We start from the raw sequence: 17,052 nt of genomic DNA, 5'->3' as shown, positions 1-17,052 counted from the left end.
TTGTTGTATTTTAAAGCATGCAACCACCAGAGGCTTCAATGCGTTGTCCATTTATCCATTTGGCATCTTCGGTACATAAAAAAGCTACTATGCCGCCAATATCTTCGGCTTCGCCAACGCGACCTAAAGCGGTAACATTAGCTACTAGACCACGTTTTGTTTCGTTGGTTTTATTTTCACCATTACCAAACTCTGTAGCAATGGCGCCAGGAGCCACCACATTAGCGTTAATTTTACGTGCTCCTAATTCTTTAGCTACATATTTTGTAAAGGTTTCTATAGCGCCTTTCATTGAAGCATATGCCGATGAATTTGGAAATGTAAAACGTGCCAAACCAGATGAAATGTTTATAATGCCTCCATTGTCATTCATCAAATTAAGTGCTTTTTGAGTTAAAAAATATACCCCTTTAAAGTGAATATTCATCATATCGTCAAATTGAGCTTCAGTAGTTTCGGTAAAGGGTACGTAAATTCCAGTTCCAGCGTTATTCACTAAATAATCGAAATGCGTTTTGTTAATGGATTTTAAGTAAGCTTCAACATCAGTAAAAAAAGCATCAAAAGAAGCTGTATTGCTTGTGTCTAATTGAAACGCTTTAGCATTTACACCTGTTTTAATAATTTCGGCTACAACATTATCAGCAGCCGCTTTATTGGTGTGATAGGTTATAATAACATTAAGTCCTTTATTGGCAATTTTTAAGGCCATATTTCTGCCTAAACCACGACTACCACCTGTAATCAATACTGTTTTTGTATCAGTCATTTTTTTTGTTTTAAAATTATACTGCAAAGTACGGGCTTAAGTTTGGGTTGTATGTAGCCAAATTTGGGGTATGTGTAGCCAGAAATAGCTTATGCACCAAATTGGCGAAGATGATGATCGAGATGTTTGTAATTAGATTGCCCCCATTGATCTGCTGTAAAAGTACCAAAATAAGGGTGTTTCCTTTTAGGTTCAAAATAGGATTTTGATTGACTCATTTGTTCTATTTTTGTTTTTAAAAGGGCTTTGTTGCTTACAAATGTGTCACTATTAATATTTGTGGTTATATATTCTTTTGCTGTTGGTAAACCTTGTTTCCAGGGCTTGTCGTTATATAAACTTGAACTTACCATTTTAAAAAGTAATCTCATTACAAGGTTTGGTTTTTCTAAAGGTTTTTCGCCTAATGAAACTTCAATAGGTTTCGTGCAATGTATTATCATTTGGTTAACGTTCATTTTTCCCCAATTGGCTTGCGAGTTTTCGGTAAGTTTATCTAATCGCGATATAATTTCGGTTTTGGCCTCGTCTTCAAAAATGGATTTCATGGTGTAGTTTTTTTATTTCTAAAGTTACAATTTATATATTTATAAAATGCAAGAAAAATCAACTTCGTTTTCAATAAAAAATTGGAGTCAAGACGATCAACCACGTGAAAAATTACTCTATAAAGGAAAGGGTTCGCTTAGCGATGCCGAATTGGTTGCTATTTTAATAAGTACAGGCAGTCGTGAAGAAAGTGCTGTGGCCTTATGCAAGCGTATTTTAGCAAGTGTAGATAATAATTTAAGCGAACTTGGTAAGCTCACGGTTAAACAACTCATGGCATTTAAAGGAATTGGCGAAGCAAAAGCCATAACAATTGCTGCGGCTATGGAATTAGGTAGACGCCGACGTGGCGAGGAAGCTTTACAGAAAAAACAAATAACATCTAGCCGGTCGGTTTTCGAAATCATGCAACCGGTAATTGGTGAATTGCAGCACGAGGAGTTTTGGATTATTTATTTAAATAATTCTAATAAGGTTATTCAAAAAAATCAACTAAGTAAAGGCGGAATTACGGGTACACTAGTAGATGTTCGGTTAGTTTTAAAACAAGCCTTAGAAGTTGGAGCAACAGCTTTAATTTTATCGCATAATCATCCGTCAGGTACTTTAAAACCTAGTGAAGCCGATAAAAAAATAACCACCAAACTTAAATTAGCCGCTCAAAGTTTAGATATAAAAGTTTTAGATCATTTAATTATTACCGAAAAAGCCTATTTTAGTTTCGCCGATGAGGCCATTTTGTAAAAGGCAAATACAAAAGTATAATTCTAATTATGTTTTAAATCTTTGGAAATTGTTACTTTTAAACTGGAATTTAAATAGCTATGCTTTTAGTTTATACTCATAAAATTACTCCACGATTAAAGTACGTGTTTAAGCATATTTGTACTCGTATTTTAAATATTCCAGTAAGCTTTACTACAAAAGTAGAAGATTTTATAGCTCACGATAGCTTAAAAATGTCTTACACCAAACAACCTTTAAGTAGTGAGTTTTTTATAAAAAGTCATGATATTTTATTCGAGCAAGGTTTAAGCGATGTCGATATTAATGTTCAAGACTGGGAAAACACCAAATGCTTTTTTTTCAATGGAGAAAAAAGTGCGTTACCTTTCGATATTTTTGCAGCTTCATTTTATTTACTTTCTCGATACGAAGAATATTTACCACATGTAAAAGATGACTACGGTCGCTTTACGGCTACCGAAAGTGTAGCATACAATAATAATTTTTTACATCAACCCGTAGTCGATATTTGGGCGTATAAATTTAAAAAAGCTTTGCACGAGCAGTTTCCAGATTATCAATTTACCAATAAAAAGTATAGCATAAAACCCCTTATAGATGTGCCAACAGCTTACCAATACAGGGCTAAAGGCGTTGTGAGAACTATAGGAGGTATGCTTCGCGATATATTACATTTTAGGTTTAAAAGCCTATATGTAAGACTTATGGTCTTAATTGGTTTTAGGCACGACCCGTTCGATACGTTTAAATATATCATTAACAGACAGCGGTATGCTAAAGATAGATTTCAGTTTTTCTTTTTAATAGGCGATTATTCTACCTTCGATAAAAGCATTAGTGTAAACAATAAAAAATTTGTTTCCCTAATAAAACATGTAGCCGATTATTGTTACGTCGGTATAAAAGCTTCTTTTTTTGCGTTGAGTAATGTTGAAATATTAAAAAAGGAAAAGCAACGAATGGAAGATATTTTAAACACTAAGTTAAAAGCATCAAGGCAATCGTTTTCTAAATTAAATTTGCCTGAATCGTATCGAAATTTAATCGATTTAGAAATTAATGAAGATTATACCATGGGCTATGTAAATACCATTGGTTTTCGCGCTGGTAGCTGTACGCCATTTTTGTTTTACGATTTAGATTACGAAATACAAACGCCCTTACTTATAAATTCGTATCATGTAATGGATTATGCTCTTTTAAAGCATAAATCGTTGTTAGATAAAAAACAGATTTTAACCCAAATTATAAACGAAGTAAAACAGGTAAACGGCGAGTTTGTGCCAGTGTTTCATAATTACACATTTACAGATGATGCTCGATGGAAGGGTTTTAAAGAATTGTTTAATTTAATTTTAGATTCAGCAAATGAAGCTTAAAGGTATTACTGATGTGTTTTTTGACTTAGACCACACACTTTGGGATTTCGATAAAAACTCAGCACTTACATTCGATAAAATTTTTAAAATAAATGGTATTAATGCTGATTTTGATGCGTTTTTAAGCGAATATGTACCCATTAACGAGCAATATTGGAAGCTGTTTCGAGAGGGTAAAGTAGAAAAAGAAGCTTTGCGTTTTGGAAGGTTAAATGATGCTTTTAGTGCGATGAATCATTCTATTGAAGCATCAATGATTCATAAGTTGTCCGACGATTACATAGCGCATCTCTCAAGTTTCAATTATTTATTCGAAAATACCGTTGAAATACTAAATTACTTGCAACCTCATTATAATTTGCACATCATTACAAATGGATTTGATAAAGTTCAGCAGAAAAAAATAGAAAATTCTAAAATCGACCTTTACTTTAAAACGGTAACAAATTCCGAAATGGTTGGTGTAAAAAAGCCCGATCCTAAAATTTTTAATCACGCGATGCAGTTGGCTAATTGCCATGCAAGTAAAAGTGTTATGATTGGTGATAATTTTGAGGCCGACATTTTAGGCGCGCAAAAAGTTGGTATGGAAACGGTTTTTGTAAATTTTCATAATATACCTGGAAATGCCAACGTTAAGCAAATAGATAATTTAATTCAGCTTAAAAAATATTTGTAACGTATAGTAAAGTTGTATATTTAGTCAGCAAAAAAAAGAAAAAAACCATATGAAAACTAAACTAGTACTTCTGTTAATAGCAATTTTAACATTAAACACCGCTTTCGCACAAGGAAGTTTAAACGATTATAAATATGTAATTGTTTCAAAGAAATACGATTTTTTAAAAGAACAAGATCAATATCAATTAAATTCTTTATCTAAATTTTTATTCAATAAATACGGTTTTGAAGCTTTATTTGAAGGAGAAAATTACCCCGAAGAGTTAGCATTAAACCGTTGTTTAGCATTAAATTCAGATGTTTTAAAAGATTCTGGATTATTTAAAACTAAGCTTACCTTGCAGTTACAGGATTGTAATGGTAAAGTGGTGTACACCTCGCAAATGGGCGAGAGTAGAGAAAAAGAGTATCAAAAAGCTTATCACGAAGCCTTAAGAGAAGCATTTAAATCGTTAGAAGCGCTTAATCATAAATATGAACCAAGTGCAGCTGTTGTCGCTCAAGCTAAGTCTAAAACAAAGGGCGAAGATTCAAAAGAAATTGAAAAGCTAAAAAAGGAAATTGAAACTTTAAAACAAGCTAAATCAAGCAAAGTTGTTGAGGTTGTAGAAGAAAAACAAGATGTAGTTAAACCAACAGTAGCTACTAAACTAACAAAAACCACCACTACTATTTTATACGCGCAAGAAACCGATACAGGCTTTCAGTTAGTAGATAGTACACCTAAAGTAGTATTCAAAATAAAAAAAACAGGTCGTAAAGATTTATTTTTAGTAGAAGGCGAAGATTCTGTAATCTACAAACAAGACGGTAAATGGATTTATGAGTACAATACCGATGCCGGCATGAAACAAAAGGAGCTTAATATTAAGTTTTAATGCATTTTAGCACCAATCATTACAATTCCAATTTAATAAACTCTCTACTTTTTTAATATCTTCTCGAAAGATGTTAATTAGGAAATCTTTGCTTTCTTGGGAGATATTAGAGTGTTTTTTTCTTTTATGAATAGTTCTGCGCTCATAAAAATAGTTATTCGAATTAACTCCTAAAAAGTTAAAGATATCGTTTAATTTTTCCTGTTGGTGTATTTTAAAATCCTCATATTTTACGAATTTTAATTGGTTTTCAGGGAATGTGTTTTTAAACCGAATAATTTGTTCAGAATAAAACCCTCGATATATATAAGATTTTACTCTGTGTTGTAAATCGGGCTGATTTGTATTGTTATTAATTTCTGTTTGTATGGAGTTAATAAAGTTGTTTGATTCCAAATTTTTGTCAAATTCCATATTCCAATGAGAAAACGCACGTTCAATAGGATTTCTTAAAATAAATATTAATTTAATGTTAGGGTTGTAGTCCCATATTCTTTTACAGCACGGTTTCCAATACATATAAATAGGTGTTATTTCTCCGTAAACCTTTTTTTTTAATTTAAAATTAAACTGATTTTCATATTGTGAATATTTTATTTTTTTTTGATTAAATATATTTTCATTATCAAAAAAATGAAGTTCTTTTTTGTTAGCCATTCCAATCTCAGGGTGCTTTCTTAAATAATAATCTAAAGCAGAGGTGCCTCCTTTTTGTGTACCGCAAACAATAAAATCTACTTTTTGTCTTTTATTAAATATTAACATTAAAAAAAGTTTTTAGTATCCATACTTATCCTTCCAGCGATCCTTTAAAAACGTACGGTGCGCATTTTCTCGGGCATTATTTCCGGGGTCGTAAAGTTTGATGTTTTTAATCTCGTCTGGTAAAAACTCTTGGTTCGCAAAATTGTTTTCATAATTATGCGCGTATTTGTAATTGTCGCCATAGCCAAGATCTTTCATAAGCTTGGTTGGTGCATTACGTATTTCTAACGGTACACTTAAATCGCCAGTTTGTTTCACCAATTGTTGCGCTTTGCCAATAGCCATATAAGCGGCATTACTTTTTGGAGAACAAGCTAAATACGTCGCACATTGACTTAAAATAATGCGAGATTCTGGATATCCAATAGTTGTAACTGCCTGAAATGTGTTGTTAGCAATAACCAAAGCCGTTGGGTTGGCATTGCCAATATCCTCACTTGCCGAAATAAGCATACGGCGCGCAATAAATTTCACATCTTCGCCACCTTCAATCATCCGAGCTAGCCAATATACCGCGCCATTAGGGTCGCTACCACGAATCGATTTTATAAACGCCGAAATAATATCGTAATGCTGTTCGCCCGTTTTGTCATAACGTACCGCGTTATTCTGTACTTTTTGCAAAACAACATCATCGGTAATTACAACATCATTAGTGCCAAACGAATTCACGATTAGCTCAAAAATATTCAGTAATTTTCTAGCATCACCACCCGAAAGCCTCAATAGCGCTTTCGTTTCTTTAAGGGTTATGTTTTTCTTCGATATGTATTCATCTTCAGAAATAGCACGCTTTAAAAGCGTTTCTAAATCATCTTTATCAAAAGCATTTAAAATATACACTTGGCAGCGCGAAAGTAATGCCGAAATAACCTCAAAACTCGGGTTTTCGGTAGTGGCACCAATAAGTGTAACCCAACCTTTTTCAACAGCTTGCAACAGCGAATCTTGCTGCGATTTACTAAACCTATGAATCTCATCAATAAACAAAATAGGGTTTTTGGTAGTAAACAAACCGCCGCTATTTTTTGCTTTATCAATAACCTCACGAACATCTTTAACCCCAGAACTAATGGCGCTTAACGTGTAAAAAGGCCTTCCAGATTGGTTCGCAATAATATTTGCCAAGGTCGTTTTGCCAATACCAGGCGGTCCCCAAAAAATCATTGACGGAATTAAACCTTGTTTAATATGCTGTATAAGCGTACCATTTTTACCCACCAAATGCTCTTGGCTCACATAATCTTCCAACGTTTTTGGTCGTAATCGTTCCGCTAAAGGCTCATTTGCATTCATAACTGTAAAATTAAAAAGAATATAACTAAGGCGATAAAATAACCAATCATATTTAAAAATAATTTGGGCGTGCCCCTGCGGGTCGCGCTTTCCGTTGCAAGTCCGCGCTACGCTGTGGGCTTTTCACTGCAATCGCTCACGCGGGCGTATCTGCCAATTTAGCACTAAAACCAAAGTTGGATGCTTTTTTGCTATTTTAATGGTAATGAATTCATCGTCACCATTTAAATTTTCAACAGGAGTTATAGCGTACCCTTTGTTTTTTGTCCTAACCATCTGGATTGTGTTTTGGGCCGAAGTTAGGTTTGGTTATAACTTTAGCAAGTACGGCGTTTATCCGCAAACCTTAAAAGGTTTAAGAGGTGTGTTTTTAAGTCCGTTCGTTCATGGCGATATTCAGCATATTTATCATAATACCATTCCGTTGTTTGTACTATCTACAGCGTTGTTTTATTTCTATAGACAAATTGCATGGAAAGTTTTGTTTTATGGCATTTTATTATCAGGGTTTTTAACATGGTGTATTGGCCGAAGCTCTTACCATATTGGCGCTAGTGGACTTATATACGTGCTTGTAAGCTTTACATTTTTTAAAGGTATTTTTGCAAAGCATTACCGTTTAATTGCGTTGTCGCTTTTAGTTGTATTTTTATACGGAAGCATGATTTGGTATACCATGCCAGTTGATAACAGCATATCATGGGAAGGTCATTTGTCAGGTTTAATAACAGGTTTACTGTTTGCTTTTATCTTTAAAAAAGAAATTGCAAAACCTAAAAAATACGCATGGGAAGAAGCGCATTATAACGAAGACGACGATCCGTTTTTGAAACACTTCGACGAAAATGGCAATTTTATTGAAACATTACCTGAAGACGAAGTAGAGGAGGAGTCACTCAAAATCCGATATATTTTTAAGGACAAAGAAGATCATTAGTATTTTAGTCATCAGTCATCAGTCATCAGTCATCAGTCATCAGTCATCAGTCATCAGTCATCAGTCATCAGTCATCAGTCATCAGTCATCAGTCATCAGTCATCAGTCATCAGTCATCAGTCATCAGTCATCAGTCATCAGTCATCAGTCATCAGTCATCAGTCATCAGTCATCAGTCATCAGTCATCAGTCATCAGTCATCAGTCATCAGTCATCAGTCATCAGTCATCAGTCATCAGTCATCAGTCATCAGTCATCAGTCATCAGTCATCAGTCATCAGTCATCAGTCATCAGTCATCAGTCATCAGTCATCAGTCATCAGTCATCAGTCATCAGTCATCAGTCATCAGTCATCAGTCATCAGTCATCAGTCATCAGTCATCAGTCATCAGTCATCAGTCATCAGTCATCAGTCATCAGTCATCAGTCATCAGTCATCAGTCATCAGTCATCAGTCATCAGTCATCAGTCATCAGTCATCAGTCATCAGTCATCAGTCATCAGTCATCAGTCATCAGTCATCAGTCATCAGTCATCAGTCATCAGTCATCAGTCATCAGTCATCAGTCATCAGTCATCAGTCATCAGTCATCAGTCATCAGTCATCAGTCATCAGTCATCAGTCATCAGTCATCAGTCATCAGTCATCAGTCATCAGTCATCAGTCATCAGTCATCAGTCATCAGTCATCAGTCATCAGTCATCAGTCATCAGTCATCAGTCATCAGTCATCAGTCATCAGTCATCAGTCATCAGTCATCAGTCATCAGTCATCAGTCATCAGTCATCAGTCATCAGTCATCAGTCATCAGTCATCAGTCATCAGTCATCAGTCATCAGTCATCAGTCATCAGTCATCAGTCATCAGTCATCAGTCATCAGTCATCAGTCATCAGTCATCAGTCATCAGTCATCAGTCATCAGTCATCAGTCCAAAAAAAACTATCTTCTCTGTCTTACCGCTTCATACAAAAACGCACCGCAAGCTACCGAAACGTTTAACGATTCAATCTCGCCCAACAATGGTAATTTCGCTTTATCGTCGGCCACTTTTAACACCGACGGATTAATACCTCTGCCTTCCGATCCCATAATAATGGCACAAGGTTCGGTAAAAGAAACATCGTAAAGGGTGTTATCTGTTTTTTCGGTTGCAGCAATTACTTTTATACCCGATGCTTGCATGTAAAATACCGCATCTTTTATATGGTCTACTCTACAAATAGGTACTTTAAAAACGGCACCTGCGCTTGTTTTAATAGTATCTCCGTTAATAGGAGCAGCTCCTTTTTTCTGAATAATAATACCGCTAACACCTGTACATTCGGCAGTTCTAATAATAGCGCCAAAATTTCTAACATCACTTAGCTGATCAAGCAGTAGGAAAAGAGGTGTTTGACCAGATTCCATAACATTAACAACTAAATTTTCGATATCATAAAATTCAACCGGCGAAATTTGAGCTACAGCACCTTGATGATTTTTTTTAGTTAATCGGTTTAACTTTTCTACAGGAACGTACGATTTTGCAATCCCAGATTTATTTACTAACGATTCTAGCTCGTTAAATAAATCACCATGTAAGCCTTTCTGTAAAAAAACTTTATCAATTGTTTTACCTGAATTTATCGCTTCAATTATTGCGCGAATACCAAAAATTTGTGTTTGATTATGCATAGGACAAATTTAATGAAATAAAAAAACCTCGCTTTGAAAACGAGGTTTTTTTACTTCTTAATTTAAAGTATAATTAAGGAATGGTAAATGTAATTGTTGTACCCGCACCATAAGCACCATCAGAAGAACCAAGAAGTGTTCCATCTTCTAATGTAAGAGTAAATGGTCCAGCTCCATCTTCATAACCATCTAAAATAGTAAATGTATAAGTTCCAGATTGAAGACACATATTTCTAGTAATACCTCCAGTTAAACCTGTGTAAGCTCCATAAGCTGCAGGAGTTATGCTTTCAAAAACAGTGTTGTCAGATTCATCACTTATTACCCAATAAATTTCCTCAGGATAAGTATCAAAAGTAATATCTAAAATTAATTCAGGATTAGGGCAAACTTGTTTTAAATTGAGTGATATGGGGTCACTAATAAATAGGTTTTCAGTTTCATCAATAATATTAATTACTAGGAGATCATTTCCAGAAGCATTAACATTTGTGCCTATTACCTCTACCAAGAAACTACCAGACTTACTATTGGCAGGGATTGATACACTAGAAGGAATGGAATAAGCAGAAGGATTTGCTGTTGTTAAATCTGAGTTAATTGATAAATTAAATGTTCTTTCAGAACCAGATAATTGTGAAACTGCTATTTTAACTTCTTTAGAAACTGTTCCAGATGGATCAACACCTATTTGGAAATCAGACTCGAAGCCTACATAGTCAATGCTTAAAATAGCAGGTGTATCGTCGTTTTCTTTACAATCTGTGAATAAAACTATACTAAAGATAAGGGTTATAATAATTCCGATTTTTTTCATAATCTATAGTTGTTAAAGTTATTTAATAATAATTTTTTTTGAGAATTTTGAGTTTCCACTTTCTATATTTAAAAAATAAATTCCTTTAATTAAATTAGAAGTATCAAACGTGAAATTTTCTATTGAATTAGGGGGTAAAATACCTTCGTAAATTAAACTGCCGTTTATATTATAGAGTTTCATTTTTGAAACTTCAGTAAGTTTACGATAATCAATATTTAATTTTGTAGTAGCAGGAACTGGCCATACTTTTAATTTAGATATTGTATTTTTTTTAGAGCTTAGTGTTATGTTTGAACCTGTCAGTATTAAAGAAAATACTTGGGAGTCATTGGTTAAGTTTCCTTTATGAGTTACTGTTAAAGTGTAATTGCCATTAGTGGGAGAACTAACATCAATACGTTCAATATTGTCTACAAAATTGTCTCCTTTTACTGCAGGACTTGCAACGTTAGATGCGTCTAATTTCCAAGGAAAAAATTCAGTTGAATTAGCATGTTCTAAACGTAAATCTAAATCATTTACTAATCTAGGAGTAAGTACATTATTAGGGCTTGAAGATGAATTTCCTGCAGGATCTGTCCAACAGATAGTAGCCCTAAGTTCACTTTCAGATTCAACAGAAAATTGATAAGTATACGATTCACCATTGTTTAAAAGTATTTCGCTAATTAATGCAGTACCATCACTATCATCTTTAATTAGATTAGCTGATGCCTCTGTATCTAAGAAACCCCAGCCGTATATAGGGTCTGGTCCAGTTCTAGAATCATCAATAGCAGTATGGCAAATTAATGCTTTTAATGTTGATGCACGCATGTAATTAGAATTTAATTGATTATAATACTGTTGTAATAATAAACAAGAACCAGATACATTAGGAGAAGCCATTGAAGTTCCGCTGAAAGTAGAATAATCTGAATCATTTGCATTAGTAGAAGAATAAACATTAGTGCCATCTCCTGCTATGTCAGGTTTAATTCTATTGTCATCAGTTGGACCTTGACTACTACCTGAATTAATATTTAATAAATAATTTGGTCCACCTCCAATTAAAAAAGGGTTGGCATTAGCAACAATTAATGAGTTTTTCGATGTTTTATTTCCTGTTAACTTATCATAGCCTGACGCTCTACCTCCTGTATATGTAGTTGTTCCATCATTTCCTGCTGACATAACAGGTAAATAATAAGGCGCTGTATAGGCTACTTGATCCCATACTCTTGCATCTGAAACATAAGCTCCTACAGTAGCGGCATCAGTAATAGCAATACCATATGAGTGATTTGATAACAACAGTCCATTACTAGCTTCGGTAGCTGCTTCTGCATCATCATTAAACCAATCAAATGACCTTAGAGAGGCTTCAGGAGCCATACCTTTGGCATCGCTATCTACTCCTTTAGCAATAAGTGTTCCCGCTACGTGCGTTGCATGCGCACTTGTTGTTCCTATAAATGGGCCTCCATTGAATTCAGGATAAACTACACGAGATTGCGGTACGGTTTGATTGTCTTTGAATTCATTATGAGTACCAAGAGCACTTTCTTCGTCCCATACTCCAATAAACATATTTTGCCCATCTAAATTTAATCCTAAGCTTCCACCTGTTTGCAGTTTATTAGTCCTAGTTCCTATTGCACTTTTTAAGTTATGTGTTGTGCGTAAAATAGGTTTCCCATTTTGAACATCATAAATTACATAGCTTTTGCCATCTACCACAATTTTACGTTTTAGGTTAGTATTAGCATTAAGGTATGCAGAAACTCTTTTCTCTTTAGCTATGTTTTTATTTTTTAAATTTTGTATGAGGGCTTCAAGTTTTTCAGTATCGTAATTTTCTTTTATTTTTCTGCGTTCAATATCCGTTTGCGCAAAAGATAATACTGTAAAAAGTAAAGATAAAGAAAGAATGATGTAATTTTTTTTCATGAGGAAACTTTTAATTTTAAAAACACACTTTCATGATTTTATAATTAAATTTCATGAAAGTGTGAATTACAACTGAATAGAAGATACTATTCGTTATTAATACTTTCGTCAATATTAGGGTTTGCGTCAATTTCTTTTTCAGGAATCTTTAAAAAGAAAAGATTACTATCTGCCTCAACATTAACCACAACACGGTGCTCTGGATCTCTGTTTATGGGTAATCTGTAACGCTTAGCATCAAACCACTCAACACCAATTTCTGCATAAAGTTCTTTACGTCTTTCTAAAAGAATTTCATTTAAAAGAGTTTGACCTGTACTTGTAGTTTTAACAGCATTAGGGTCTCTAGCACTTTGAAGAGCAAATAATAAGTTTTGAGCCGTTCCTGTACTTCCTGCATGGTATTGGGCTTCTGCTTCTAATAAAACCATTTCTGATTTACGCATGATTGGTAAATCAGCTTCAAATGTAAAATCAAATTTTGTTGTAATAAATTCTCTATAGGGTGTAGTTGCTGAAACACCGTATATGTCAAAGAATAATTTTCTTACGTCAGTATCGGAAAACTCATCAACAAAATTAGGGTTAATATAAGTAGCTGCATATGATAATACTAAATGATCAATCATTACGTGTGGAGCAGCATAATAGAAGTTAGTTTCATTACCATCTTGATACATTGCCCAAATCCAATCAGGGTCAGTCATATCATCAAAACCAGAGCCCCAATTAGTTGATGTTACCGCAGCTGATGCGTCACCACCACCGTATGCCGCTTTGGCCGCTGTAGCCATACCAGTCCAATCATCTTGTGTTACAGAAAGAACTCTAGCTAAAATTCCGTTAGCAACAGATTTGTTTATATAACTTTTTCCTAATCTATTTTCATCTAAATCAGATATGGCTTCTTTTAAATCGGCTAGTATTAAATTATATACATCACTTAATGGGCTTGCAGGATTACCTTCAGAAGCTCCAGTTGCTGGTTCGGTATAAATTGGTAATCTGGCAATAGATCTATCGTTGTTGTAGTTAGGAGCGAATTCTAATGCTAATTGAAAATAATGGAATGCTCTTAATACTTTACCTACAGCAATAAATTCTTTTTTAGATACATCATCTAGATCACTTTCTTGAACACCTTTAATTAATACATTAGCTTGATTAATTTGATCATAATTATAATCCCAGTTAAAAATAGTACGTCTAAAATTTGGCTCTCTGTTTTCATGACCATAATCAAAACGGTACCAGTTTGCAGCCTGAATAATATCATTTCCCTTAACCGTTCTAGCAAAATATAAAGCGTAAAGACCACCAGTATCAACAGTAGTATATTGGCTTCTAAAGTTTCTTAAAATACCAGTAATATATGATTCTACAATAGAGCGATCGGAAAATACCACATCAGAAGTAACACCTCTTGTATTTTTTGGTTCGTCTAAAAATTCTTCTGAACAACTGAATGATAGCATAACAGCCATAAACAGAAGTAAAATTTTTGTTTTAATAATATTATTTTTCATTTTCACTTTTTTTAAAATTGTACAATTGCTCCAGTTGTAATGGTTTTAGATAAAGGGGATCTATTGCTTGTTAAACCGTTAAATGCTTGTTCTGGATCAATACCTTTATGAGATTGCCAAGTAAAAAGATTATCTGCCTGAATGAATAAACGGAAACTTGATAAACCTACTCTTTCTGTAATTGTAGTTGGTAAGTTGTAACCAAAAGTTAAGCTTTTTAAACGTACATAATCATTATCGAATAAGAAACGAGTAGAACGCGAAGCATGATTATTATTACCTGTTAATAACAATGGGTAATCTGTAATATCCCCAGGTTGTTGCCATCTATTTTGAGTGTCTGTGTGGTGTCCTACTCCAGGGTTTTGGAACTGGTTTATAAGTCCTGAATAATCAGTATCTAATAGGGTTGCTCCAAAGCTAAAGTTCAACAATAGATTAAGGTCAAATTGTTTGTATTTAAGGAAACTTGTAAATCCTCCTATAATATCTGGTAACGAAGAAGAACCAGTTTCATAACGCGTAGCCTCATCGTATTGTTTGGTTATTGTTCTTCCTGTAACTTCACCTTCATCATCAAGGATGTCTTGATACCACATTCCATATCCATCAGCAGGATCAACACCAGCCCATTCTCTAATGTACCAGTCGAAAATAGAATTACCAACTTTCCACAACTTTGATCCATTAATAAATTCATCCTGAGTTAACTCAGTTATTTCATTTTCATCTAAAGAGAAGTTTATACCAGTAGTCCAAGTTAAATTTTTGGTGTTAAAGTTTGTTGAATTTAATGAAACTTCCCATCCATAATTTTTAACAGAACCAATATTGGTGGTTATTTCTCCAACACCTGTAGATGTTGGTATAGGTTTATCATAAATTAAGTCTACCGATTCTTTTTCATAGTAATCAACAGTACCAGAAATAACTCCTTTAAAAAGTTCAAAATCAACACCAATGTTTAAAGATTCTGTTTTTTCCCAACTAATATTAGGATCGGCTACACCAGATAATAAGATACCTGTATTCCCTTCATTGTTCCATCCTAATGTAAATATAGATTGGTAAGGAAAATAATCTTGAGTTAATGGATTAGAGCCTGAAATATAAATTCTGTTATTTCCAAGTTCTCCATAAGAACCTCTTAACTTTAGGTAGTTTATTATATCATTATTTTGTAAGAATGATTCATTTGAAACTATCCAGCTCCCACCAATAGAAAAGAAGTCTCCCCAACGGGTGTTTTCACTAAATCTTGTTGAGCCATCACGTCTATATGATCCTTCAATAAAATATTTTTGATCAAAATTATAAGCCAATCTACCAAGGTAACTGTTTATTCTTTCTGTAAAAACATTTCCAGTAACAGACTCAGGATTTGTAGCCCCATCAAGAACAGTTACATTTGGAAGATAACCAACACCTTGAGCACCTAAATTATCATATTCATATGTGTAGGCTTCTGTAATTAAGTCTGCAGAAACACCATGTACACCAAAAGTCTTATTATAATTTAATGATTGAATAGCATTTAATGTTGTTGTGATATCTCTATCTTGATCAACTCTACCTCCCACACTAGAAGCAAAACTTAATAAATCATCATCAAAACTATATGAATCGAATAAATAATTTTCATAACTTAAATTAGTTCTAAATTTAAGTCCGTCAAATATTTGTATTTCGGCAAAAGCATTTCCTAAGTAACTTGTACGCTTTCTGTTTTCTCTACCTAAATATAAATTAGCTAGTAGGTTTTCTCCACCTCTCGATGGTCTTACACTATTCACAGCTTGTCCAACATTAGCTCCATTACCTAAGTCATATTGCCTATTTCCAGCAACATCAAGTACTAAAGCTCCATTTGCATCCCTTTGGTACACAGGATAAGCACTTGATACTCCATATATCCAAGAAATAACTTGAGTGGTGCTTCCACTTGTTTGATCCGGGTTTCCAGAGTTAGATCTAGAAAAACTAGTGTTAAATCCAAACTTAAGCCAATCACTAATTTGCGATTCAATATTAATTCTAGCTGCTGCTCTTTCAAAATTTGAACGAACAACAGGTCCTTCTTCGTTTAAGTAATCAAAAGAAACAAAATATGTTGTTTTTTCGTCACCACCAGAAAGATTTACGTTATGGTTAGTTCTAAGGTAATCTCTTCTTAGAATTTCATCTTCCCAACTAGTTTCCCATACTTTATTTGTTGTTATTAGATTACCATTAATATCAACAGGCTCAGTAACGTTATATGGATTATATCCAAAATAATCAACTAAACTAGAAGATGCATTTTGGGCAGCTTCTGTAGCATTTTGTCCTAAATTATACTGGTTTTCATTTTTTAATGCTTCCCAAGTTAATCGGAATTGATCGTCTGTACTTAGTAAATCATGAACACCAACTGTTGGGTTAGAAAATCCGATTTGCGTTCTAATAGTAACTTTAGGAGCAGTATTTCGTTTTCCTTTTTTAGTTGTTATAAGAATAACACCATTTGCACCACGAGAACCATATAAAGAGGTTGATGAAGCATCTTTAAGTACAGATATTGATTCTATTTGATCTTGACTTATTGAGTTTAAATTACCGTTATATTGAGCCCCATCTAAGATGATTAAAGGGGAGGCATCTGCATTTAAACTTGAGAATCCACGTATTCTTATATCTGGATTGTTACCAGGTTGACCTCCGGCAGTAAGTAAGTTTACGCCTGGAACAGCTCCTTGCAATGCTCTTAAAGGGGATGTAACCTGTTGACTCTCTATGGTTTCACTTGAAATAACACCTACAGACCCTACTATAGATTGTTTGGTTTGCGTACCATAAGCTACAACAACAACTTCTTCTAATGAAGTAGTATCTTCTCTTAAGGTTACGTTAATTGTGTTAGAGAAACCTACCACAACTTCTGTTGAAGTATAGCCTACAAAGCTATATACGAGGGTAGCGCCTTCATTAGCTTTTATAGAGTAATTACCATCAAAATCAGAAGAAGTACCTGTTGATGTTCCTTTAACTAAGACAGTTGCTCCAGGAAGAGGTAAACCAGACGCATCTGAAACCGTTCCTGAAATTGTCTTTTCTTGTGC

The 17,052-nt window shown here is 34.0% G+C and carries 15 protein-coding genes; 5 read left to right on the top strand and 10 right to left on the bottom strand.

All coding sequences use genetic code 11. The features are described from left to right. Window positions 1-10 precede the first annotated feature (10 nt). Window positions 11-769 carry an SDR family oxidoreductase gene (locus PK35_RS13875; RefSeq protein WP_044627175.1) on the bottom strand — a complete coding sequence of 253 codons (759 nt, stop codon included), beginning with the start codon at window positions 767-769 and terminating at the stop codon, window positions 11-13. A gap of 89 nt (window positions 770-858) precedes the next feature. Next, the gene (locus tag PK35_RS13870; protein WP_044627174.1) at window positions 859-1,317 is read right to left on the bottom strand and encodes a DUF1569 domain-containing protein; all 459 of its coding nucleotides are present in this window, start codon (window positions 1,315-1,317) and stop codon (window positions 859-861) included. A 46-nt stretch (window positions 1,318-1,363) separates the two neighbouring features. On the opposite strand from PK35_RS13870, the gene radC reads away from it, so the two are divergent. From radC to PK35_RS13850, 4 genes are all read left to right on the top strand, one after another. Next, window positions 1,364-2,062 carry a RadC family protein gene (gene radC, locus PK35_RS13865; RefSeq protein WP_044627173.1) on the top strand — a complete coding sequence of 233 codons (699 nt, stop codon included), beginning with the start codon at window positions 1,364-1,366 and terminating at the stop codon, window positions 2,060-2,062. A gap of 80 nt (window positions 2,063-2,142) precedes the next feature. Beyond that, window positions 2,143-3,444, top strand: a complete 1,302-nt coding sequence (locus PK35_RS13860) for a polysaccharide deacetylase family protein (RefSeq protein ID WP_044627172.1) — start codon at window positions 2,143-2,145, stop codon at window positions 3,442-3,444. After that, complete coding sequence (locus PK35_RS13855) at window positions 3,434-4,123, top strand: YjjG family noncanonical pyrimidine nucleotidase (protein ID WP_044627171.1); 690 nt, start codon at window positions 3,434-3,436, stop codon at window positions 4,121-4,123. Before PK35_RS13860 ends, PK35_RS13855 begins: the two co-directional genes overlap by 11 nt. A gap of 49 nt (window positions 4,124-4,172) precedes the next feature. After that, a complete protein-coding gene (locus PK35_RS13850; RefSeq protein WP_044627170.1) occupies window positions 4,173-5,003 on the top strand; it encodes a hypothetical protein in 831 nt (276 codons plus the stop codon). A 6-nt stretch (window positions 5,004-5,009) separates the two neighbouring features. Here the strand turns inward: PK35_RS13850 and PK35_RS13845 are convergent, their stop codons facing one another. The 3 genes from PK35_RS13845 to PK35_RS17690 all read right to left on the bottom strand — a co-directional run bounded on the left by PK35_RS13845 (window position 5,010) and on the right by PK35_RS17690 (window position 7,340). Further along, on the bottom strand, window positions 5,010-5,768 hold the full coding sequence (locus tag PK35_RS13845) for a sulfotransferase family protein (protein WP_044627169.1): 759 nt from the start codon (window positions 5,766-5,768) through the stop codon (window positions 5,010-5,012). Between the two features lie 12 nt (window positions 5,769-5,780). Continuing rightward, window positions 5,781-7,064 carry a replication-associated recombination protein A gene (locus PK35_RS13840; protein ID WP_044627168.1) on the bottom strand — a complete coding sequence of 428 codons (1,284 nt, stop codon included), beginning with the start codon at window positions 7,062-7,064 and terminating at the stop codon, window positions 5,781-5,783. 123 nt (window positions 7,065-7,187) lie between these two features. Next, on the bottom strand, window positions 7,188-7,340 hold the full coding sequence (locus PK35_RS17690; protein WP_162182423.1) for a hypothetical protein: 153 nt from the start codon (window positions 7,338-7,340) through the stop codon (window positions 7,188-7,190). On the opposite strand from PK35_RS17690, the gene PK35_RS13835 reads away from it, so the two are divergent. Further along, entirely contained in the window at window positions 7,270-8,001 is a 732-nt protein-coding gene (locus PK35_RS13835; protein WP_044627167.1) for a rhomboid family intramembrane serine protease, read from the top strand. The genes PK35_RS17690 and PK35_RS13835 overlap by 71 nt on opposite strands. Window positions 8,002-8,944: 943 nt before the next feature. On the opposite strand, the gene rlmB is transcribed toward PK35_RS13835, so the two are convergent. From rlmB to PK35_RS13810, 5 genes are all read right to left on the bottom strand, one after another. Beyond that, entirely contained in the window at window positions 8,945-9,679 is a 735-nt protein-coding gene (gene rlmB, locus PK35_RS13830) for a 23S rRNA (guanosine(2251)-2'-O)-methyltransferase RlmB (RefSeq protein WP_044627166.1), read from the bottom strand. A 73-nt stretch (window positions 9,680-9,752) separates the two neighbouring features. After that, window positions 9,753-10,496 carry a hypothetical protein gene (locus tag PK35_RS13825; RefSeq protein ID WP_044627165.1) on the bottom strand — a complete coding sequence of 248 codons (744 nt, stop codon included), beginning with the start codon at window positions 10,494-10,496 and terminating at the stop codon, window positions 9,753-9,755. A gap of 18 nt (window positions 10,497-10,514) precedes the next feature. Further along, window positions 10,515-12,428 carry a S8 family serine peptidase gene (locus tag PK35_RS13820; RefSeq protein WP_044627164.1) on the bottom strand — a complete coding sequence of 638 codons (1,914 nt, stop codon included), beginning with the start codon at window positions 12,426-12,428 and terminating at the stop codon, window positions 10,515-10,517. 86 nt (window positions 12,429-12,514) lie between these two features. Then, window positions 12,515-13,954 (bottom strand): RagB/SusD family nutrient uptake outer membrane protein, encoded by a 1,440-nt coding sequence (locus tag PK35_RS13815; protein WP_044627163.1) that lies wholly within the window; start codon window positions 13,952-13,954, stop codon window positions 12,515-12,517. Window positions 13,955-13,965: 11 nt separating this feature from the next. Next, window positions 13,966-17,052: SusC/RagA family TonB-linked outer membrane protein (locus tag PK35_RS13810; protein ID WP_052826006.1), on the bottom strand; the 3,087-nt coding region annotated here is incomplete at its 5' end.

The organism is Neotamlana nanhaiensis, from assembly GCF_000943555.1.
Classification (GTDB): Bacteria; Bacteroidota; Bacteroidia; order Flavobacteriales; family Flavobacteriaceae; genus Neotamlana; species Neotamlana nanhaiensis.
Note: the sequence above shows the minus strand (reverse complement) of the source record. Positions and strands in the feature narration are given on the sequence as shown.